The sequence below is a fragment of the Suipraeoptans intestinalis genome, assembly GCF_009696485.1.
GTDB lineage: Bacteria > Bacillota > Clostridia > Lachnospirales > Lachnospiraceae > Suipraeoptans > Suipraeoptans intestinalis.
In genome coordinates, this window is record NZ_VULY01000018.1 from 1,317,502 (window position 1) to 1,338,531 (window position 21,030).

The 21,030-nt window shown below is 49.0% G+C and carries 18 protein-coding genes; 15 read left to right on the top strand and 3 right to left on the bottom strand.

The window, feature by feature from the left end; all coding sequences use genetic code 11:
* The first annotated feature begins 139 nt into the window (after positions 1–139).
* On the top strand, positions 140–2,800 hold the full coding sequence (locus tag FYJ34_RS06965) for a hypothetical protein (protein ID WP_154477291.1): 2,661 nt from the start codon (positions 140–142) through the stop codon (positions 2,798–2,800).
* A gap of 164 nt (positions 2,801–2,964) precedes the next feature.
* Here the strand turns inward: FYJ34_RS06965 and FYJ34_RS06970 are convergent, their stop codons facing one another.
* A complete protein-coding gene (locus FYJ34_RS06970; RefSeq protein WP_154477292.1) occupies positions 2,965–4,029 on the bottom strand; it encodes an undecaprenyldiphospho-muramoylpentapeptide beta-N-acetylglucosaminyltransferase in 1,065 nt (354 codons plus the stop codon).
* A 12-nt stretch (positions 4,030–4,041) separates the two neighbouring features.
* Complete coding sequence (locus tag FYJ34_RS06975) at positions 4,042–4,290, bottom strand: TIGR03905 family TSCPD domain-containing protein (RefSeq protein ID WP_154478844.1); 249 nt, start codon at positions 4,288–4,290, stop codon at positions 4,042–4,044.
* Between the two features lie 232 nt (positions 4,291–4,522).
* Here FYJ34_RS06975 and FYJ34_RS06980 point away from each other — a divergent pair, with 232 nt between their 5' ends.
* The 14 genes from FYJ34_RS06980 (at position 4,523) to FYJ34_RS07045 (ending at position 19,939) form a co-directional block, all read left to right on the top strand.
* Complete coding sequence (locus tag FYJ34_RS06980) at positions 4,523–5,227, top strand: 5'-methylthioadenosine/adenosylhomocysteine nucleosidase (RefSeq protein ID WP_154477294.1); 705 nt, start codon at positions 4,523–4,525, stop codon at positions 5,225–5,227.
* 74 nt (positions 5,228–5,301) lie between these two features.
* Positions 5,302–6,651, top strand: a complete 1,350-nt coding sequence (locus FYJ34_RS06985; protein ID WP_154477296.1) for a glucose-6-phosphate isomerase — start codon at positions 5,302–5,304, stop codon at positions 6,649–6,651.
* Positions 6,648–8,105, top strand: a complete 1,458-nt coding sequence (locus tag FYJ34_RS06990; RefSeq protein WP_154477297.1) for an aminotransferase class I/II-fold pyridoxal phosphate-dependent enzyme — start codon at positions 6,648–6,650, stop codon at positions 8,103–8,105. The genes FYJ34_RS06985 and FYJ34_RS06990 overlap by 4 nt, the downstream gene beginning before the upstream one ends.
* On the top strand, positions 8,062–8,649 hold the full coding sequence (locus FYJ34_RS06995) for a nucleoside/nucleotide kinase family protein (protein ID WP_154477299.1): 588 nt from the start codon (positions 8,062–8,064) through the stop codon (positions 8,647–8,649). The genes FYJ34_RS06990 and FYJ34_RS06995 overlap by 44 nt, the downstream gene beginning before the upstream one ends.
* On the top strand, positions 8,636–9,625 hold the full coding sequence (locus FYJ34_RS07000; RefSeq protein WP_154477300.1) for a DNA polymerase III subunit: 990 nt from the start codon (positions 8,636–8,638) through the stop codon (positions 9,623–9,625). The genes FYJ34_RS06995 and FYJ34_RS07000 overlap by 14 nt, the downstream gene beginning before the upstream one ends.
* A 4-nt stretch (positions 9,626–9,629) precedes the next feature.
* A complete protein-coding gene (locus FYJ34_RS07005; RefSeq protein WP_154477302.1) occupies positions 9,630–10,541 on the top strand; it encodes a PSP1 domain-containing protein in 912 nt (303 codons plus the stop codon).
* Positions 10,531–11,283, top strand: coding sequence for a tRNA1(Val) (adenine(37)-N6)-methyltransferase (locus FYJ34_RS07010; RefSeq protein ID WP_154477304.1), 753 nt, complete (start codon positions 10,531–10,533; stop codon positions 11,281–11,283). Before FYJ34_RS07005 ends, FYJ34_RS07010 begins: the two co-directional genes overlap by 11 nt.
* A 2-nt stretch (positions 11,284–11,285) precedes the next feature.
* Positions 11,286–12,125, top strand: coding sequence for a 16S rRNA (cytidine(1402)-2'-O)-methyltransferase (rsmI, locus tag FYJ34_RS07015; RefSeq protein ID WP_154477306.1), 840 nt, complete (start codon positions 11,286–11,288; stop codon positions 12,123–12,125).
* A 122-nt stretch (positions 12,126–12,247) separates the two neighbouring features.
* A complete protein-coding gene (locus tag FYJ34_RS07020; RefSeq protein WP_154477308.1) occupies positions 12,248–13,360 on the top strand; it encodes an ABC transporter ATP-binding protein in 1,113 nt (370 codons plus the stop codon).
* Between the two features lie 350 nt (positions 13,361–13,710).
* On the top strand, positions 13,711–14,136 hold the full coding sequence (locus tag FYJ34_RS07025; protein WP_154477310.1) for an Rrf2 family transcriptional regulator: 426 nt from the start codon (positions 13,711–13,713) through the stop codon (positions 14,134–14,136).
* 10 nt (positions 14,137–14,146) lie between these two features.
* The gene (locus tag FYJ34_RS07030; protein WP_154477312.1) at positions 14,147–15,154 is read left to right on the top strand and encodes an NADP-dependent oxidoreductase; all 1,008 of its coding nucleotides are present in this window, start codon (positions 14,147–14,149) and stop codon (positions 15,152–15,154) included.
* Between the two features lie 17 nt (positions 15,155–15,171).
* Positions 15,172–16,026 (top strand): nitroreductase family protein, encoded by an 855-nt coding sequence (locus tag FYJ34_RS07035; protein ID WP_154477314.1) that lies wholly within the window; start codon positions 15,172–15,174, stop codon positions 16,024–16,026.
* A 528-nt stretch (positions 16,027–16,554) separates the two neighbouring features.
* Entirely contained in the window at positions 16,555–17,667 is a 1,113-nt protein-coding gene (locus FYJ34_RS07040; protein WP_235899304.1) for a PucR family transcriptional regulator, read from the top strand.
* Positions 17,660–19,939, top strand: coding sequence for a hydratase (locus FYJ34_RS07045; RefSeq protein WP_154477316.1), 2,280 nt, complete (start codon positions 17,660–17,662; stop codon positions 19,937–19,939). The genes FYJ34_RS07040 and FYJ34_RS07045 overlap by 8 nt, the downstream gene beginning before the upstream one ends.
* Before the next feature lie 179 nt (positions 19,940–20,118).
* Here FYJ34_RS07045 and FYJ34_RS07050 read toward each other — a convergent pair whose 3' ends face one another.
* The gene (locus FYJ34_RS07050; protein WP_154477318.1) at positions 20,119–20,673 is read right to left on the bottom strand and encodes a biotin transporter BioY; all 555 of its coding nucleotides are present in this window, start codon (positions 20,671–20,673) and stop codon (positions 20,119–20,121) included.
* Between the last annotated feature and the right edge of the window lie 357 nt (positions 20,674–21,030).

Genomic DNA, 21,030 nt, shown 5'->3' on the forward strand with positions numbered 1-21,030 from the left:
GAGAGTGTGCTAAAATCAATTAGCCTGTGCTAACCGAAAAGGCGGCGGGGAATTCTGCCGGGGGAGAAGGACGGCAAAAGATGACACAGGCTATGTAGGAACACACAGGTATGTGAGAAAGACGAAGGAGAGGAACGCGATGAAGATGAAAAAGTTTATGCTGCTGGCAGCGCTTGCATTGTCCATGGCGATGCCGGTTTCTGCGTATGCGCAGGAAAGCGAAGCGCCTGTTATTGAATCCAGCGCCTCCAGTTTGTTTGGATGCCAGATCAATTTTAAGAACCGAGAGTTTATCGACAAGATCCAGACGGTGCAGGTAAACGATGAGGCTTACACAAAAACAGAGTCTCGGTCGGGACTGATGGCAGAAAAAAAGTACTGGGTCAGTGAGACGGATCCGGTGATGGGACTGTCTGCGCTGAAAAAGGGAGACGTTGTTCAGTTTGCTACGGATGCAGGGACGCTTACATTTACCATCAAGGATCCCAATGGATTGATTTCTATTATTGACAAAGAAACCATCCGCTATCAGGCAAAGGAAGAAACAAAGCCCTCTGTACAGCCGGAGGAACCACAGAAGGATGAGCCGGAAACGCCTATTACACTGACGCCGGGGATGCAGAATTCCTTTTTTGTGGTAGAGGTATCTCCGAAGGAGTGGATCCAAAAACTAAAGAGTGTAAAGGTAAATCACAGAGAGTATGAGAAAGCAGACAGCAAATGGCAGGCCTGGGTAGAAGGAAAATATTTTCCGGAGGAAACTGTTCTTCATATGAAAGAGCTGAAGGAAAATGACGTTCTCACACTGGAAGACCAAAACGGACAGACACAAAGTTTCCGGTATCATCTGGAGGGCTCTGTAAAACAACTGATCCCGGTCAAGGAAGAGACGGTGCCAAAGCAAAAGGCATTGAAGGTTCGTCTTGTGGGGAAATTTGAATCTGCCATGGTGAACCAGAAGGGGTACGATGCCATTTCAGGGGCGACGACGGCAGCCGTACAGAATAAGAACAGCAATGTGGTAGTACAGGTAACAGAAGCAGATACACCACAGGAGACAGACTGGGTGGACCTGAATAAAATGAAACAACTGGAGATCACACAGGCGTCCAAGGTCGTACTGGATGCAGCGTCCGGGATGAAGGGCATCTATTCTACCTACGACAGTTCTGTAACCTTAAACGGAACGCCGAAAACTCCGGGAACATACAAGGTGAAGGTACAGATTGTTGACAAAACAGGGAGAACAGCCACCAGCAATGAACTGCCTTTCGTAGTATATGACTATAATGAAACGCTGAAGGATCGCATGACAATCCAGAATGCGCAAAAGACACAGGATGGAAAATATCTGTGGGATATGGAGCCATGGGTGATCCAGAAGTTTGGCGGAAAAAATGAGGAGGTTTCCGTTCCGTCTGAGATCAAGGCGATTTACGGTTCTCATGCAAGTGGGACTTATGGAGAACTGGGAGTTTCTGTAGAGGGGGAGCCAAGTCAAAAGCTGATCGTAGATAAGGGAACGGATGTAACACTGGTAAACATGAAGCTTCTTAGCAGTGTAGAAGTGGTTGTAAAAGAAGGCGGAAAGCTGAGTCTTCACGATTCTTCTGTCCACGGAAAGATTACTGTGGAAAAAGGAGGAGAATTCCAGATGAACTACGATTCCTTCGGGAAAAAATTCCTGACGGGAGCATCTATCAACGGGCAGCTGGAGCTGAAAGATGGAGCAGTACTAAAGGATTCTCTGATCTACTCCAATACCAACTTCCTGCCCAATGGAAAAAAGGCAAGAAGAAATGTGGAGCCGGTAGTAAAGATCAGCGGAAATGTTCAGGTAAAGGGAAATGTGTTTGTACGGGGAGATGAATCTCCCACTGGAGATGATCCCAAAACAGGGAAGCCCTACACGGGTCAGCCGGCACTGGCAGTAGAAAATGGAACATTGACCATTACGGAAAATTCCACACTGGGAGTTTATGGTGGCGGATCTATAGCAACAACCACGCTGGGAGGAAGTGCTCTGGTGCTGGATAATGGAACCGTAGACGGAGAAGGAAAATTGATCGCAGTAGGTGGAAGCGGATCCGGCGGAGACGGTGGAGAGGCTGTTTCCGGAACAGGAAGGCTACAGGTAAAACAGGCGTATTTGCAGGGAGGAGATACCTATAGAAAGGACGCGAAACCGGGACAGCCGGCAACACAGGGAATTGCGATCAGCAAGACCACCGGCAGCGCAGCTGCAGGAAAAAATCTCAAAGTGTTAAGCGATGGAGATCAGCCGACTTATTGGCGAGGAACGGCAGTTCCTGATTTTGAAAAGATCGTGTTTGGAACAGAATCCCTTGCCAATGTGTCTGTAACGGAAGAGCCAAAGCCGTCTGAAGAACCGAAGCCGGGTGTGGAGCCAAAACCGTCTGAAGAACCGAAGCCGGGCGTGGAGCCAAAGCCGTCTGAAGAGCCGAAGCCGGGCGTGGAGCCAAAGCCGTCCGAAGAGCCGAAACCGGGCGTGGAGCCAAAACCGTCTGAGGAACCGAAAACAGGGGCTTCCACACAGGCAACGTCTCCGGAAAAGACAGAGACAAAGCAGAAAAACAGCCTGCACGCAAAGGGAAACGGTCAGACAAATGGGAACGTGGCAGCTTCACAGGAAGTGAAGGCGGGACAGACGAAAGCAGAAGGAACAAAAAGCCCTAAAACCGGAGATTCGGTAAGTATCTACAGGTGGATGCTGCTGTTGCTGGTTTCAGCACTGGGAGTTTTGGGTATAGACCTGCGGCGCAGAAAAAAGAGACCTTAAAAGAAAAAACTGACAAGAGATAGAAAAGGCAGAGACGACAAAGCATTCGTTATGTGAATGCCCCAAAAGGAGAATGCGTCTCTGCTTTTTGCCGTACAGAAAAGACAGCCTATTCTGCCTGATGCGCATGGGCTGCTTTTGGAGAAAAGGCTGTCGAAGATACATCATCTGCAGACACTTTCTATGGTATCGATAACCATGTCGATAGAATTTTGCTGCGGAGAGTGCTTCATGTTGTTGATATAAAAGTCCTGATTATCATACAGGCGGTTAATGGCATCAAGAAGAAGTGGATTGCTGAGAGACTCTTCTTCCAAAACCAGACTGTAGCCCTGCCGTTCAAAGGAACGGGCGTTTAAGATCTGGTCTCCTCTGCTGGCAGCAGCCGAAAGAGGAATCAGAAGGTTGGGCTTGTGCAGCGCCAGAATTTCACAGATGGCGTTGGCTCCCGCACGCGATACGATCAGGTCGGACAGCGCGAAGAAATGGCGCAGCTCGTCCTTAATATATTCAAACTGTGCATAGCCTTCCTGCATATTCAGCGTAGGATCCAGTTTCCCTTTGCCGCACAGGTGGATCACCTGAAAGCGAGACAGAAGGGAGGGCAGGACGCTGCGGATCGCATCGTTTACCGCCACAGATCCCAGGCTTCCGCCGACTACCAGGATAACCGGCTTTTCGGAAGAAAAGCCAAGAAGCTCCCGCGCTTTAAACTTGTCGCCGGAAAGTAGCTCCTGACGGATGGGAGAACCGGTCAGAACGGCTTTTCCCTCCGGAAGGATCTTTAAAGTCTCCGGAAAGTTACAACAGATCCTGGCTGCGGAAGGAAGCGCCAGTTTATTGGCCAGTCCCGGCGTCATGTCAGATTCATGCAGAACGACGGGAACCCGACGCTTTTTTCCTGCGAATACGACAGGAACAGAGACAAAACCGCCCTTGGAAAAGATCACATCCGGCTTCAGGATCTTGATCAGGTGATCTGCCTCCCGAAATCCCTTCAGTACGCGGAAAGGATCGGTGAAGTTCTGAAGACTGAAATAGCGCCGCAGCTTTCCGGAAGAAATTCCATGATAGGGAATTCCCATCTGTTCCACCAGTTCCTTTTCAATTCCGTTGTAGGAGCCGATATAGTGAATGTCGTACTGCAGCTCCCGGAGACGGGGAAGGAGAGCGATATTGGGCGTTACATGCCCTGCCGTTCCTCCGCCGGTCAAAATAATGCGCTTCATATGAACCTCCACTTAAAATGATTGACGTAAAGCTGCCTTTAAAGCCTGTGCCAGCTGATCCGGACAGGAGGTAGCCTTGTTTCCGCAGGTGAGACCGTCTATGCGGGAGATGGCCTCCCGGGCATCCATTCCAACGACAAGACTGGCAATCCCTTTCAGGTTGCCGTTGCACCCACCGATAAATTCCACCTGCTTGACTACATTATTTTCCAGATCCACGCGGATGGACTGGGCACAGACCCCTTGGGGCGTATATTCCATCATGATAAACCTCCTATGTAAGCTGCAAGCGGAGCCGGATCGGCCGCCTGCGGATCGTATAGGCATAGTATAACAGAAATATACAAAAAATACCATATTTCTACAGGGAAGGTTTCCCGGTGAAAAAAAACCTGCTATGATAACAGAGAACACTGCGGCAGTGGAAACAGGAAAGGAAAGACCGGCAGTGAAATAAGCGAAACAGATCCGGAGATCGGGAAAGGAAGGACATATGATAGGGATCATCGGTGCGATGGAAGAAGAAGTGGCGGCGTTGCAAAGGGATATGGAAATAGAAGAGACGAGAAAGATCGCTTCCATGGAATTTTATAAGGGGAGACTGTGCGGACAGGAGGCGGTCGTGGTAAGAAGCGGAGTAGGAAAGGTCAATGCGGGAATCTGCGGGGCGATCCTGGCGCTGGAATTTGGTGCGGACGTGCTGATCAACACCGGTATTGCAGGAGGACTGCACCCGGATATCAGGATCGGAGATATGGTGATCTCCCGGGATGCGCTGCATCATGACATGGATGCCAGTGCATTTGGAGATCCCAGGGGACAGGTACCCAGGATGGACGTCTGGGCATTTCCTGCCGAGGAAGAACTGATAGAAAGAGCAAAAAAAGCGAATCAGCGGGCAAATCCGGACATTCAAACCTTTGTGGGAAGGGTGGTGACGGGAGATCAGTTTGTGTCCTCAGAAGAGAAGAAGCAGGAGCTGACAGAAGTATTTGGCGGAATGTGTGTGGAAATGGAGGGGGCAGGGATCGCCCAGGCGGCATACCTGAACAGGATCCCCTATGTGATCGTTCGCTCTATCTCTGATCAGGCAGACCACTGTGCCACGGAGGATTACCCGACCTTTGAAAAAAAGGCCATCGCCCACAGCGTCCGCCTCATCAGGGAGATGCTAGGAAATTGGGGGAAACTTGATTAATCAGGGGCAATTTGCTAGAATGGCAGGGAAAGAAAACATTGCTGTACAGACAGGATTTGGAAGGAGTTACACAAATGAAGAAAATAACATTTGATTATTCAAAAGCGGCGGGCTTTATTTCAGAGCATGAAGTAGATTATATGAAGAACCGGGCGGAGGCTGCCAAAGAGGAGCTGCTGAAGAAGGAAGGAGCGGGAAACGATTTCCTGGGCTGGATCGACCTTCCGGTTCATTACGATAAAGAGGAATTTGTAAGGATCCGGAAGGCTGCCAAAAAAATCGGAGAAGATTCAGAGGTGCTGGTGGTGATCGGGATCGGAGGATCCTATCTGGGAGCCAGGGCGGCGATCGAGTTTTTGCGGCACAGCTTTTACAATGAAGTGTCCCGGGAAATCCGAAAGACTCCGGAGATCTACTACGCGGGAAACAGCATCAGCAGTACCTATCTGAAGCATCTGATCCAGGTGATCGGCGACAGGGACTTTTCCGTCAACGTCATTTCCAAATCGGGAACCACCACAGAGCCGGCCATTGCATTCCGCGTGTTTAAGGAGCTTCTGGAAAAGAAGTACGGACGGGAAGAGGCGGCAGGACGAATCTATGCCACCACAGACAAGGCCAGAGGTGCGCTGAAGCATCTGGCAGAGGAGGAAGGGTACGAAACCTTCGTAGTTCCGGATGATGTAGGCGGAAGATTTTCCGTTCTGACGGCAGTGGGACTGCTGCCCATCGCCGTAAGTGGGGCGGATATTGAAAAGCTGATGGCGGGAGCGCAGGCAGGAAGGCAGGAAGCCATAGAGCAGCCATTTGAGAAAAATGGAGCCCTGCAGTACGCGGCTATCCGAAACATCCTGCTCCGGAAGGGAAAAGAGATCGAGGTGCTTGCCAACTATGAGCCCAGTCTGCACTATGTGGCAGAGTGGTGGAAACAGCTTTACGGAGAAAGTGAAGGAAAAGATCAAAAAGGAATCTTCCCCGCCTCGGTGGATCTGACGACAGACCTGCATTCCATGGGACAGTTTATCCAGGACGGCAACAGAACGCTGTTTGAGACGGTACTGCATGTAGAGACATCCCAGGAAGAGATCCTTTTGAAGGAGGAAGCGGTAGATCTGGACGGTCTTAATTATCTGGCGGGAAAGACGGTGGACTTCGTAAATAAAAGCGCCATGAACGGAACCATCCTGGCACATACAGACGGCCAGGTACCGAATCTGATGATCAACATTCCGGCACTGGATGAAGAATCCTTGGGCCAGCTGTTCTATTTCTTTGAGTTTGCAGTGGGGGTAAGCGGATATCTTTTGGGCGTCAACCCCTTCAACCAGCCGGGAGTGGAAAGCTACAAGGCCAATATGTTTGCCCTGTTGGGGAAACCGGGCTACGAAAAAGAAAGAGAAGCATTGCTGAAAAGACTATCATGAAAACCTTATTTGAACGACTGCAAGAATATGGAGAGTCTGATTATTATGGATTCCATATGCCGGGACACAAGAGAAATCCTGTGATTCCCGGTATGGAATCCATGTTCCGTATGGATATTACAGAGATCGAAGGCTTTGACGACCTTCATCACCCGGAGGGGATTCTAAGGGAAAGCCAGGAGAGGGCGGCAAAGCTGTTTGGGGCGGAGGAAACCTGCTTTCTCGTAAACGGGAGCACAGCGGGGATCCTTGCCAGCCTTTTGGGAGCTTTTCAGGAGGGGGACAAGGTGCTTGTGGCAAGAAACTGCCACAAATCTGTCTACAATGGCATATATCTGGGAAAATTAAGACCGGTCTATCTGTATCCGGAGGTGGATCCGGATACGGGACTGAACAAAGGGATCCGGGAGGCAGAGGTAAGAAGGGCGCTGGAAGTGGATCCAAAGATCCGGGGGATCGTGCTGGTTTCTCCCACCTACGACGGGGTGGTATCGGAGATTGACAGGATCGCTCTTGCCGCACGGGAAAAGGGGGTTCCCCTGATCGTGGATGAGGCACATGGAGCCCATTTTGGATTCCATCCCTACTTTCCCGCAAGCGCCAATGAAAAAGGGGCGGACATTGTGATCCATAGCCTGCATAAGACACTGCCGGCACTGACGCAGACAGCTCTTTTGCATTTCAACGGAGACCGGGTGGACAGAGAACGGGTCAAAGGATATCTGTCCATGCTGCAGACCAGCAGCCCATCCTATCTTTTTCTGACAAGTATCGGTCAATGCATTGACCTGCTGGAACGGGAAAAAGAGGAACTGTTTTGTTCCTATGTGGACCGGTTGAAGCGATTTCGGGAGTCCTTTCATGCGTACCGATCGGTGAAGCTTTTGGAAACAGGCTGCTACGATCCCTCCAAGGCGGTTATCCGGGTGGAGGGATGGACGGGAAAACAGGTCTCGGACTGGCTGAGAAAAAAACACCACCTGGAAATGGAAATGGCGGCAGGCACTTATGTACTGGCAATGACATCCGTAGCAGATAATGACACGGGATTTGCAAGACTGGAAGCTGCCTTGAAAGAATTGGAAAAAGAAGGACCCAAAAAGGCGGAAGCCAAAGAGGCGAAGGCTTTGGAGGCGCTGCTTTCCGGAGGCGGAAGAAGCAGTATTCGGGAGTATGACAGCTTTGAAGTGGAGACGCAGCGAAAAGCCCGGGGAGCCCGGAGGATCCGGATAGAGGAAAGCGGCGGCAGAGTTTCTTTGGAATATGCCTATCTGTACCCGCCGGGAGTTCCTCTTTTGGTTCCGGGAGAAAAGATTACCAAGGAAAGCATCGCTGTGTTACAATATTACAAAGAACTGGGATACGCCATCCACGGACTGCGAGAGGAAGAGAGGATAGAGGTGTTAGGCAATGGGAAAGATATTCTATGTGATGGGAAAGAGTTCATCGGGTAAGGATACCTTGTTTCAGGATCTGAAACGGGAATTTCCGCAGCTTCGGACCATCGTGCTGTACACCACCCGCCCCATCCGGGAGGGAGAAAAGGATGGCGTCGAATATTTTTTTGTAGAAGAAGAAAAGCTGGACGTGTTTCGGAAGGCAGGCCGACTGATAGAAGAAAGAGCCTATGATACGATACATGGCATCTGGCGGTACGCCACCGTGGACGACGGGCAGATCTGTCTGGAAGAAGCGGATTACCTGGCGATAGGGACGCTGGAGTCCTACAACCGCTTAAAGGCATATTTTGGCAGCGCCTGCGTGATTCCCCTCTATGTGGAGGTGGAGGATGGAGAGCGGCTGAAAAGGGCTTTGGCAAGAGAGGAAAGACAGGAATCTCCCAGGTATGAGGAGTTGTGCAGGCGGTTTTTGGCAGACGCCAAAGACTTTTCAGAAGAAAATCTTTGGGAAGCGGGCATTTCAAAACGATTTTACAACGAAAACAGGAGTCAGTGTTTCAAAGAAATGGCAGAGGAAATCAAACATGGCAAGTTTTAAAGACGTAATCGGACACAACAGGATCATTGAATATATCCAGACGGTCACAATTCAGGACAGAGTGTCTCATGCTTATATACTGAGCGGAGAAAAGGGATCCGGAAAGAAGCTTTTGGCGGGTCTTTTTGCTACGGTGCTGGTGTGTGAAAAAGGAGGGGCGGAGCCATGTAATGTCTGCCATTCCTGTCGTCAGGCGGAAAGCGGCGCACATCCGGATATTTTCTATGTGAAGGGAGAAAAGCCGGGAGTCCTGGGAGTGGAGGATATCCGCAAGCAGATCAACGATACCATTCGGATCAAGCCTTACCAGAGCAGATGGAAGGTCTATATTGTGGACGGAGCAGAAAAAATGACGGTGCAGGCACAAAACGCATTGCTGAAGACGATGGAGGAACCTCCGGAGTACGCTGTGATCCTGCTGCTGACCGAAAATTACGAACTGCTTCTGCCCACCATTACTTCCCGGTGCGTCATGCTGAAACTTCGCCACCTGCGGGATACCCTGATCCGCAAGTACCTTATGGAGGTTATGGAGGTTCCCGACTATAAGGCGGACCTTTGTACGGCGTTTGCACAGGGCAATCTGGGGCGGGCGATCCTGCTGGCCAATTCGGAAAGATTCCATGAACTTCGGGAGGAGGCCATCCGCCTTTTGAAACAGTTCCCCGACATGACGATGGAGGAGATGATCGCCGCGCTGAAGCAGATCCGGGAATACAAGCTGGAGATCGAGGATTATCTGGATATTATCATGGTCTGGTACAGGGACGTATTGCTTTACAAAGCGACAAAGGAGATCGATCAGGTGGTATTTCGCGAACAGATCAAGTATATTCGCGAGCAGGCAAGAAAAAGTTCTTATGAGGGGATCGAGGAGATCCTAAACGCCCTGGAACGGGCCAAGGCAAGACTGAAAGCCAATGTAAATTTTGAACTGGTAATGGAACTGCTGTTTTTGACGATGAAGGAGAATTGATTCCATGGTAAATGTAATAGGAGTAAGATTTCGACCGGCGGGAAAGATCTACTTTTTTGCTCCGGGAGAACATAAGATAAAGCAGGGAGACCACGTGATCGTGGAAACGGCGCGGGGAGTAGAGTATGGCATGGTAGTATCAGGCATCCGCCAGGTGGAGGAGGAGAGGATCCTGCAGCCGCTGAAGCCGGTGATCCGGATCGCCACCAGGGAAGACAAAGCCAAAGAGGCGAGAAACAGGGAAAAAGAGAAAGAGGCCTTTGGGATCTGCCTGGAAAAGATCCGCAAGCATGGTCTGGAAATGAAACTGATCGATGTGGAATATACCTTTGACAACAATAAGGCGCTGTTTTATTTTACGGCAGACGGACGGATCGACTTCCGGGAGTTGGTAAAGGATCTGGCAAGCGTATTCCGAACCCGGATCGAACTGCGCCAGATCGGAGTCCGGGACGAGACGAAGATCCGGGGTGGGATCGGCATCTGTGGCAGGCCTCTTTGCTGCCATACATATCTGTCCGAGTTTGCGCCGGTTTCCATCAAGATGGCGAAAGAGCAGAATCTTTCTTTGAACCCCTCCAAGATATCCGGGGTATGCGGCAGACTGATGTGCTGCCTGACCAACGAACAGGAAACCTACGAGGAGCTGAACAGCCACCTGCCTACGGTGAGCGACTATGTGATAACGCCGGAGGGACTCAGAGGAGAAGTACAGTCTGTCAATGTGCTTCGCCAGCTGGTGCGGGTCATCGTATCTTTGGAGCAGGATGAAAAAGAGATTCGGGAATACAAGGCGACGGAACTGAAATTCAAGCCGCGCAGGAAGAAGAAAGACATCCGGATATCCAAAGAAGAGATGGAACAGTTGAAAGCGCTGGAAGAAAAGAACGGAGCGTCGAAGCTGGATGAAGGTTAAAATGAAACCGGGAGAGCGGCTGGACGATCTGCAGATAAAAGGCTATAAGATCATACAGGAGCCGGGAAGATTCTGCTTTGGAATGGACGCGGTGCTGCTGTCTGCCTTTGCGGTGGTGAGACCACAGGAGGAGGTGCTGGATCTGGGAACCGGAACGGGAATCCTCCCCATTTTGCTGGCGGCTAAGACGGAAGGGAAATCCTTTACGGGTCTGGAGCTTCAGGAAGAAAGTGCAGACATGGCCCGCCGCAGCGTTCTGTATAACGGACTGGAGGAGCGTATCCGGATCCGAAAGGGAGACATCAAAGAAGCCTCCTCCCTGTTTGGCAAAGACGCCTTTTCTGTGATCGTGACCAATCCGCCTTATATGATAGACAGCCATGGGCTGAAAAATGAAAAAGAGGCTCTCTGGATCGCCAGACATGAAGCCTGCTGTACCCTGAAAGACATCCTTCGGGAAAGCGGGAAGCTGCTCAGGCAAAAGGGACGGTTCTACATGGTACATCGTCCGTTCCGTCTGCCGGAGATCCTGGCAGAAATGATACAGGCAGGGATCGAACCGAAGCGGATGCGTCTGGTACAGCCGGAACAGGGCAAGGAGCCAAATCTGGTGTTGCTGGAGGGAATGAAAGGCGGACGTCCGCGGATGACGGTGGAACCGACTCTGGTGGTATACAGGGAGGACGGAAGCCATACGGAAGAGATCCTGCGGATCTATGGAAAGGAAACGGAAGGAGAATAGCTATGGCAGGAACCCTGTATGTGTGCGCAACCCCTATTGGAAATCTGGAGGATATGACTTTTCGTGGGATCCGCACGCTGAAAGAGGCGGATCTGATCGCGGCGGAGGATACCAGAAACAGCATCAAGCTGCTGAACCATTTTGAGATCCGGACGCCTATGACCAGCTATCATGAACATAACAAGATCGAGAAAGGTAAAAAGATCGTGGACTGGCTCCTGGAGGGGAAACAGGTTGCGCTGATCAGCGATGCCGGAACTCCGGGGATCTCCGATCCGGGAGAAGAACTGGTCCGGATGTGCCGGGAAGCAGGGATCACGGTAACGGGAGTCCCCGGACCGGCGGCCTGCATCACAGGGCTTTCCATTTCCGGCCTGCCTTCCAGAAGATTCGTATTTGAGGGGTTTCTTCCGGCAGAAAAAAAAGAGCGGCAAAGAGTGCTGGATCAGATTACCGAGGAAACGCGGACGATGGTATTTTATGAAGCGCCGCACCGATTGAAAAAAACGCTGGAAGAATTGCAGAAAGTACTGGGGCAGCGAAGGATCAGTATCTGCAGAGAACTGACGAAGAAACACGAATCCGTGTATTCTATGACCCTGGAGGAAGCCATCGCCTACTATGAAAAAGAGGAGCCCAGAGGAGAATGTGTGATCGTGGCAGAGGGACGGAGCCGGCAGGAACTGGAACAACAGGAAAGGCAGAAGTGGGAACCGCTTTCCTTGGAGGACCATATGGAGGTTTACCTGCGGCAGGGAATGGAAAAAAAGGAAGCGATGAAACAGGTGGCAAAGGACAGAGGCATAGGAAAACGGGAGGTTTACCGCCAGCTTCTATCCTAAAGAGTCACATTGTATAGGAATCAGAAAAAAGATTGTTCAACTTGTGCATAGCATGAGTTGGACTTTTTTTGTAAACTTCTCATAGAAATGAAAAAGGAAACAGACAGCAGGAGGAAAATAGAATGGCAAGTTTATCACTGAAGCACATCAACAAAACGTATCCCAACGGCTTTGAAGCGGTGAAGGATTTTAATCTGGAGATCGAAGACAAAGAGTTTATCATCTTTGTAGGACCTTCCGGGTGCGGAAAATCCACGACGCTCAGAATGGTGGCAGGTCTGGAGGAGATCTCTTCCGGAGAATTAAAGATCGGAGACAAGGTTGTCAATGATGTAGAGCCGAAGGACAGAGATATTGCAATGGTATTCCAGAACTATGCGCTGTATCCCCATATGACAGTGTATGAAAACATGGCGTTTGGATTGAAGCTGCGCAAGGTACCAAAGGATGAAATTGACAAGATGGTAAGGGAGGCTGCCAAGATCCTGGATCTGGAGGCGCTTCTGGACCGGAAGCCCAAGGCTTTGTCCGGAGGACAGAGACAGCGCGTGGCAATGGGACGTGCCATCGTAAGAAATCCTAAGGTATTCCTGATGGACGAACCACTTTCCAACCTGGATGCAAAGCTGCGCGGACAGATGCGTATTGAGATCTCCAAGCTGCACCAGAGACTGGGGACGACCATCATCTACGTAACCCACGATCAGACAGAGGCAATGACTTTGGGAACCCGGATCGTAGTTATGAATGCCGGTGTGGTTCAGCAGGTGGATACCCCCCAGACACTGTACGATTATCCGTGCAACCTGTTTGTGGCAGGCTTTATCGGATCCCCGCAGATGAATTTCATCGATGCGACCTGTAAGGTAAAGGGAGACAAGGTTTATCTGGTGGCAGGACCGTCTGAGATCGAGCTTCCGGAGAGAAAAGGAAAGAAGCTGATCGAGGGAGGCTACGACGGAAAGACGGTAGTACTGGGGATTCGTCCGGAGGATGTGCACGATGACGAGAGATTCCTGGCATCTTCCCCCAACACGGTCATTGAGGCGACGATCCGAGTGTACGAAATGCTGGGAGCAGAAGTGTATCTGTACTTTGATTATGAAGGCTCCAATATGACGGCAAGAGTAGAGCCCAAGACCAAGGCAAGAACCGGAGATACCGTTAAATTTGCACTGGATGCAGAAAAGATCCATGTATTTGACAAAGAAACGGAGCAGACAATCACTAACTAGTGCTGCAGAATCCAAAAATGAAAGCGAAAAGAAAAAATTGTTAAAAATTTTGTACCGCCAGCTGTGTGAACAGCTGGCGGTATTTTGCCTTCCCGTCGTGGAGTTAACAGTTATTATGTGGTGGCAATAGTGTAGACAGCATATCTTTACAGTACAAATCCGACGCACAGTAGAAGACGGTTCTTATTTTTCGAGGTCAATAGCCTTGAGACTATCATCCTCCAACTGTTTTTTGGAGATCTCGTCCGGGTATTTTTAAAGTTCGGAAAGAGAAAAAGAAAAAAGATGTACTTGACGCAGATACAAGTACATGATATGATGCAACTGTAATTGAAGGAAAGGAGTTTGACATGGATACAAAATTTTCAATGGCACTTCATATTTTGGTGTATATGGAAGAAACTACTCATGTAGTTACGTCAGAGCTTCTGGCAAAAAGTGTGGGTACAAATGCCAGTCATATTAGAAAGATTATTGTCTTGTTAAAAGATGCAGGTATCATTGAGAGCAGGCAGGGCAAAAAGGGAATGATGCTGAAGATAAAAGCGTGTGAACTAACTTTAGATAAGGTGTATTTTGCAGTATACCCGGAAAAGGAACTTCTGCATGTGCATGATACGGTAAATCAGGATTGCCCTGTGGGAGCAAGCATAAAAGAAGCTTTATTACCGATCTTTGAAGAATCAGAAAAACAGTTAATACTAAACTTACAGAAAAAAACACTGAAAGCCTTAATTGAGGATATGTATAAAATCTATAACGATAAAAATAGGTAGAGGAGAAAATATGAGAGCGGCACAAGTAGAGCAATACAATAAGAAAAATATTTCAGTAAAGTTGGTTGATCTGGATAAGCCAACTATAGGACACAAGGATGTTCTGATAAAAATTTTGGCGGCAGGAGTAAATCCACTTGACAATATGATTTCTCGTGGAGAAGTTAAAATGATTGTTCCATATAAGCTACCGGTGGTTGCCGGCAATGAGATTGTTGGTATAGTTGAGCAAGTTGGTGCGCAAGTGTCGAAGTATAAAGGAAAAGATCGTGTGTTTGCAAGACTTCCTTTGGATAAAATCGGTGCCTTTGCAGAATTCGTATCAGTAGACGAGGATGCACTGGCTAAGGTTCCGGAGTATCTTTCTGATGTAGAAGCGGCGGCAGTACCATTGACAGCGCTTACAATTATGCAGGCGCTGGATGTGATGAAAGCGAAAAACGGAAAAACCATCTTTATTTCAGGCGGAACGGGTAGCGTGGGAGCGATGGCGATTCCGATTGCCAAGGCAAAGGGGCTGACCGTAATCACAAACGGAAGTGTAGAAAACAAAGAGAGAGTTTTAGAACTTGGAGCAAGCAAATTTATCGATTACAAAACAGAAGATTACACGAAAGTTTTATCCAATGTTGACTATGTATTAGATACGCTTGGAGGAAATGAAACGGAAAAGCAGATGACGATTTTAAAAAGAGGAGGAAAATTAGTATCCTTAAGAGCAATGCCAAATGGCGCTTTCGCAAAGAGAATGCATTTACCAAAATGGAAGCAGCTTCTATTAGGAATTGCCGGACGTAAGTTTGACAAATTGGCGGGGAAATATGGGGTTACTTATGATTTTATTTTTGTGGAATCGAATGGAAACCAGTTACAGGAAGTAGCCGATCTATTTGATAATTTTAAAATTAAGCCGTCAATTGATACGGTTTATCCTTTTGAAGAAGTGAACAGAGCATTAGACAAGGTAGCCAATGGACGCTCTAAGGGTAAGACGGTTATCATTATGGAAAGAAAATAGGGAAAGGAAAAATATAGATGGAATTTAAAGAAGTAAGTCAATTGCCAATTGATATTGAAAAAGCCATAAAAAAGCGTGTCAGTACCAGGAGCTTTGAGGCAAGATCCTTGACTGACGAAGATAAAAATAAACTGATGGATTTTAATAAAACTTTGACCAATCCATTTGGTGTAACTGTTAGGGTACAATACATCAGTAAAGATACCGGCGCAAAAAATGTTCAACTTGGAACATATGGAACGATAAAGGGTGCAAGAGACTTCCTTGCAATTACAGTAAGGGATGAACCATTTGCTATGGAAGCGGTAGGCTATCAATTTGAGAACCTGGTCTTATATGCCACCCACATGAATCTTGGAACGGTATGGCTTGCGGCAACATTTAGCAGAAAAGACTTTGAAAATGTCATGGATATAACTTCAGATGATTTATTTCCATGTATTTGCCCCATTGGCTATCCTTCTGAAAAGCGTTCTCTTGTCGAAAAATTTACCAGAGCGAGTCTGGGTTCTAAAAACAGAAAAGCATGGGACAAATTGTTCTATTTAGAAAATTTTGATCAGTCTTTGCCACAGGCGGATGCCGGAAAATATAAAGTGGCACTGGAAATGCTCAGACTGGCACCTAGTGCTACAAACGCGCAGCCTTGGGCGGTAGTTCAAGAGGGAAATAGCTTTCATTTCTTTTGTGACTTTAAGAACAGCATAAGCGATGATATGAAAAAAATAAAACAGTTAGACCTTGGGATAGCCTTATCACATTTTCACCAAACAGCTATGAGTGAAGGGTTAAGTGGGAAGCTCGGAATACAGGAGATACATTTTTCGATCCCGGAAAATATGCATTATGTTATATCATATACATCAAAGTAAGGCTGAAACAATGTAGAAAGCTATCGATCCCATAAAATCTAATAAAGAGAAATAGAAGTGATTTCCCTTGGCTGTTCAGAGGTTTGTAAATACTTGGCGAGTATTTGGAGCATCGAAAGCATGCGGGATGCTTTGTTTCTGACGCTATCGTGTCCCTCCCCCATCTGTGACGCTGCCAGTATACAGATGCGGGAGGGATTTTTCGTAGTTCGCAATGTTACAAACAATCAGAGGGGATGCATTTTCTGGCGGGATCGGTTGCTTTGTCAAATGCTTGTGCCGAGATGTCTATGGCTGACAAGGCGGCTCAATTATTACATGATAGCGGAGTAAAAGCATTCAACCATATAGAAGAGCTGCTTGATGGAACCGCTTTCACGGAAATGCCCTTGTCCCTTTCTGCTGTGTGAACAAAAAGCAGTTCTGCTTTCGATGCGGGAATCGATTTTGGCAGAGTTGAAACCGGCAGATTTTGTGCGGGTAAAAATTAGACACTTTCAGCGGGGTATGGTAGAATAGGAGCAATTGATGGCGAAAGGAGAAAGAAGGATGCTGCCGAACCAGATATTACACAGGGTCATACAGGATATTTACAGGATCACCGGGCAGGACTGCGGAGTGTGGGACAGAGCCGGACACTGCCTTGCCATGACGGGAGAGAACATCCTTTTGCTGAAAGAAGAAGTCAAAACCTTTTCCGGAAGCGGCAGAGAAACGCAGCTGGAAGGCGGAAAAGGATGCTTTCTGGCGGGAGCGGAGGGAGAGTACATCCTGACGATCCGTGGACAGGAAGGGGTGGAGCGATCCGGCTGCTGGGGAGTCAGCCAGCTAAACAATCTTCTTTTGCTTCAAAAGGAAAGGCTGGACAAGGGGCAGACGCTGCTTCGGATCATGCGGGAAGATCTGAGCGAGTCGGAAATCCTTCAGTTGACGCACAGACTGAGACTGGCGGAAAGTGGCGCCAGGACGCTGTTTTTGATCGAGGCGCGCAGTAAAGGGAAGACCTTGATACCGGAAACCTTGCGAGGACTGTATGGAAACGGCTCCCGGGATTTTGTAATTCCCCTGGACGAGAGGCGGACGATCCTGGTGAAGTCTCTGGACGGAGAGGATACCAAGCAGCAGCGGGTACGCTTCAGCCATGAGATCCTGGACACCTTGCAAATGGAAGCGATGGTGGGTGTGCGCGTGGCATGCGCCCGGGTGATCTTTCATCTTCGGGATCTGAAAAAGGCTTATGAGACAGCGCTGACAGCGCTGGAGGTAGGGAAGATCTTTTATGAGGAAAAGAATCTTCTGACCTATGGAGAGCTGGGAGTGGGGCATTTGATCCATCAGCTTCCCAGGGATCGCTGCCAAATGTTTTTAAAAGAAGTATTTCTGGGAGAACAGGAGCAGGTGTTTGAGGAGGAAGAGCTGACTGCTATCTATACCTTCTTCGAATGCAGCCTGAATATATCCGAGGCGGCAAGAAGGCTGTTTGTACATCGAAATACACTGGTGCACAGACTGGAACGAATACAGAAGAAAACCGGATTGGATATTCGGGTGTTTGAGGATGCTCTCACGCTGAAGATCGCTATGATGGTATCAGAGCATAATAGATATTTAGAAAAGAAGGAGGCACAGAAACATGATTAAGCTGTACCAGGAGGGCGTTTACCTGCTAAACGGAACAGAGATTGCAACGACAGGGGAAGAGGCAGCCAGACAGGCAGGAAAAGCTGTCTGCCGGGAAGAAGCGGCAAAAGGGACGATCGCATATCAGATTTTGAAGGCGCACAATACATCGGACAACATGGAGGAGCTTCGGATCCGATTTGACGAAATGGCTTCCCATGATATTACCTTTGTGGGGATCATCCAGACAGCCAGGGCCTCCGGCCTGGAACGGTTCCCGATTCCCTATGTGCTGACCAACTGTCACAACTCTCTTTGCGCAGTGGGAGGAACCATCAACGAAGACGATCATGTGTTTGGCCTGACCTGCGCAAAACGATATGGAGGGGTATATGTGCCGCCGCATCAGGCGGTGATCCATCAGTATGCAAGAGAAAAGATGGCGGCCTGTGGGAAAATGATCCTGGGTTCAGACAGCCACACCCGTTATGGAGCTCTGGGAACCATGGCAGTAGGAGAAGGCGGGCCGGAGCTGGTAAAGCAGCTGCTGAGGAAAACCTACGACATTAAAATGCCTCAGGTTGTGGCAGTCTATCTGGAAGGAGAGCCGGCAAGGGGAGTGGGTCCCCAGGACGTTGCCCTGGCGATCATCGGAGCCACCTTCGGAAACGGATATGTAAACAATAAGGTCATGGAGTTTGTGGGACCGGGCGTGGGAAAACTGAGTGCAGATTTCCGTATCGGAATCGATGTTATGACGACGGAAACCACCTGCCTGTCCTCTATCTGGAAGACAGACGAAATCATCCGGGAATTTTATGAGATTCATGGCAGAGAGGAAGCCTATCGGCAGTTGGATTGTGACCCGGTGACCTATTATGACGGAATGGTCTATGTAGATCTAAGCCGGATCAAGCCGATGCTAGCGATGCCCTTCCATCCCTCCAACGTATACACGATAGAAGAGGTTGTACGTAACCCCAGAGAGATTCTGGCAGAGGTGGAAAAAAAGGCAAAGATCAGCCTGGACAAAGAGGTGGACTACTCCCTTCAGGAAAAGATTGTGAACGGAAAGCTGTATGTGGATCAGGGGATCATTGCAGGCTGTGCCGGCGGCGGCTTTGAAAACATCTGTGCGGCGGCAGATATTTTAAAGGATCGATATACGGGAGCGGACGAATTCGGATTGAGCGTCTATCCGGCAAGCACGCCGATCTATACAGAGCTGGTAAAGAACGGAGCCATCGCTACTTTGATGCAGGCGGGAGCTATTGTAAAGACGGCGTTTTGCGGACCGTGCTTCGGAGCAGGAGATACGCCGGCAAACAACGGATTCTCCATTCGCCACACCACAAGAAACTTCCCCAACAGGGAGGGCTCCAAGCTGCAGAACGGTCAGATTTCTTCCGTGGCACTGATGGACGCCAGATCTATTGCGGCGACGGCGGCAAATCAGGGATATCTTACGGCGGCGACGGATCTGGATGTAGAGTATCGGGGAGTGAAGTATCACTTTGACAGCCGCATCTATGACAACCGTGTGTTTGACAGTAAAGGAAAAGCGGACGACACGGTAGAGATCCGGTTTGGACCCAATATCAAGGACTGGCCGCAGATGCCTGCCCTTCCACAGAACCTGCTGCTGAAAGTGGTATCAGAGATCCATGATCCGGTTACTACCACAGATGAACTGATCCCGTCGGGAGAAACTTCGTCTTATCGCTCTAACCCGCTGAGACTGGCAGAGTTTGCCCTTTCCAGAAAGGATCCCGCTTATGTGGGCAGAGCAAAGGAAGTCCAACTGGCACAAAAGGCGCTGGAGGCAGGAGAAGATCCGGCAAAAGCGCTGGAGGAAGTGGGACCTGTCCTCTGCCGGATCCGGGAAACCTTCGGAGAAGACGCTGCGGCGGATCTGGGGATCGGAAGTACGATCTTTGCAGTGAAGCCGGGAGACGGATCTGCCAGGGAGCAGGCGGCATCCTGCCAGAAAGTGCTGGGAGGATGGGCGAATATCGCAAACGGATATGCCACCAAGAGATACCGGTCAAATCTGATCAACTGGGGAATGCTTCCGTTCCTGACGGAAGAGTCCCATGAGGCTCTCACCTTTAAAAACGGAGACTATCTGTATATTCCGGACATTAGGGACTGCGTGCGAGAAAAGAAAGAAACGGTGAAAGGATTTGTCATCGGAGAGGCCTGCCGCGAGATCGAACTGAAGCTGGGAGAACTGACAGATACAGAGCGGGAGATCATCCAGAAGGGCTGCCTGATCAATTACTACAGAGGATAAGGCCATCGGCGCAAGCCGTGCCGCCCGGACAGAAAACAAAAAAAGAAACGAAGAAAAGAAATGGATTTCGTTGGAATACAAACAGGGACACTGGGCAATGTGCTCAGATGTCCCTGTTTGCATTAGGAAAACCACGCGATAGTCGCGTGGCCCCATTCACGGTATATCTACAAAAGGATTTAAGACTGGGAAGGGAGCCGTTTTTTTAAAGCCGGTCCTACCAGAAGAGCCAGAAGAATCTTCACGCCATCTCCGGGAAGATAGGGGAGAACACCGACAGACAAAGCGGGAACAAATCCCATATGCAGCTGATGGGAAAGCCATAGAGTTCCCACCACATATAGGGCCAGACTGCCTAAGAGCATTCCCAGAAGGAAGGGGAGAGGACGATAGGAAAATGCCTCGCCCAAAAGACCGGAAATCAGGATAAACAAAAGAAAGCCGAGCAGGTATCCTCCGGTGGGGCCGGTCAGCTTTGCCAGACCGCCGGAAAAACCGGAAAAGACGGGAAGACCGAAAGCCCCAAGAGCCAGATACAGGGCGCAACTGGTCAGAGCGTCCTTCCATCCCAGAACATACACAAGGACCAGCAGGATAAATGTGGTCAGTGTAATAGGAACAGGACTAACGGGAACAGGTATGGAAATAGGAGCGACGATACAGATGATGGCAGTTGCCAAAGAGATCCGGATCAGTCGGCGAAGATTCATGGTTGAAGTTGTAGATGATTGCATAGAAATGCTCCTTTCATGTTTTTTAGAAGTATAAAAGGAGAAGAGAAAATTGTCAACTATTAAATAAAAATGGTTGACAATCTGCGCTTGTGCCGGAACGAAAGAAGGCGGCAGAAAATGGAGAACAAGAAACGAAGAGTCTAGGGAAAATGAAAAGCAAAAGAAGGATCTGCTCCGAAAAAACTTTGAGAAAGCGGTGGGTGTTATTCCATAAAAGAGAAGAATCCGGGGAAGTTGTATAGCATACAGGAAAAGAGAGAAAGAGGAAAAGCATAATAGTCAGAATATTATACACAAAATAAAAGCAAAGACAAATAAAAAGAAAAAAATAATAAAAAATATTGACAAAACGGTCTG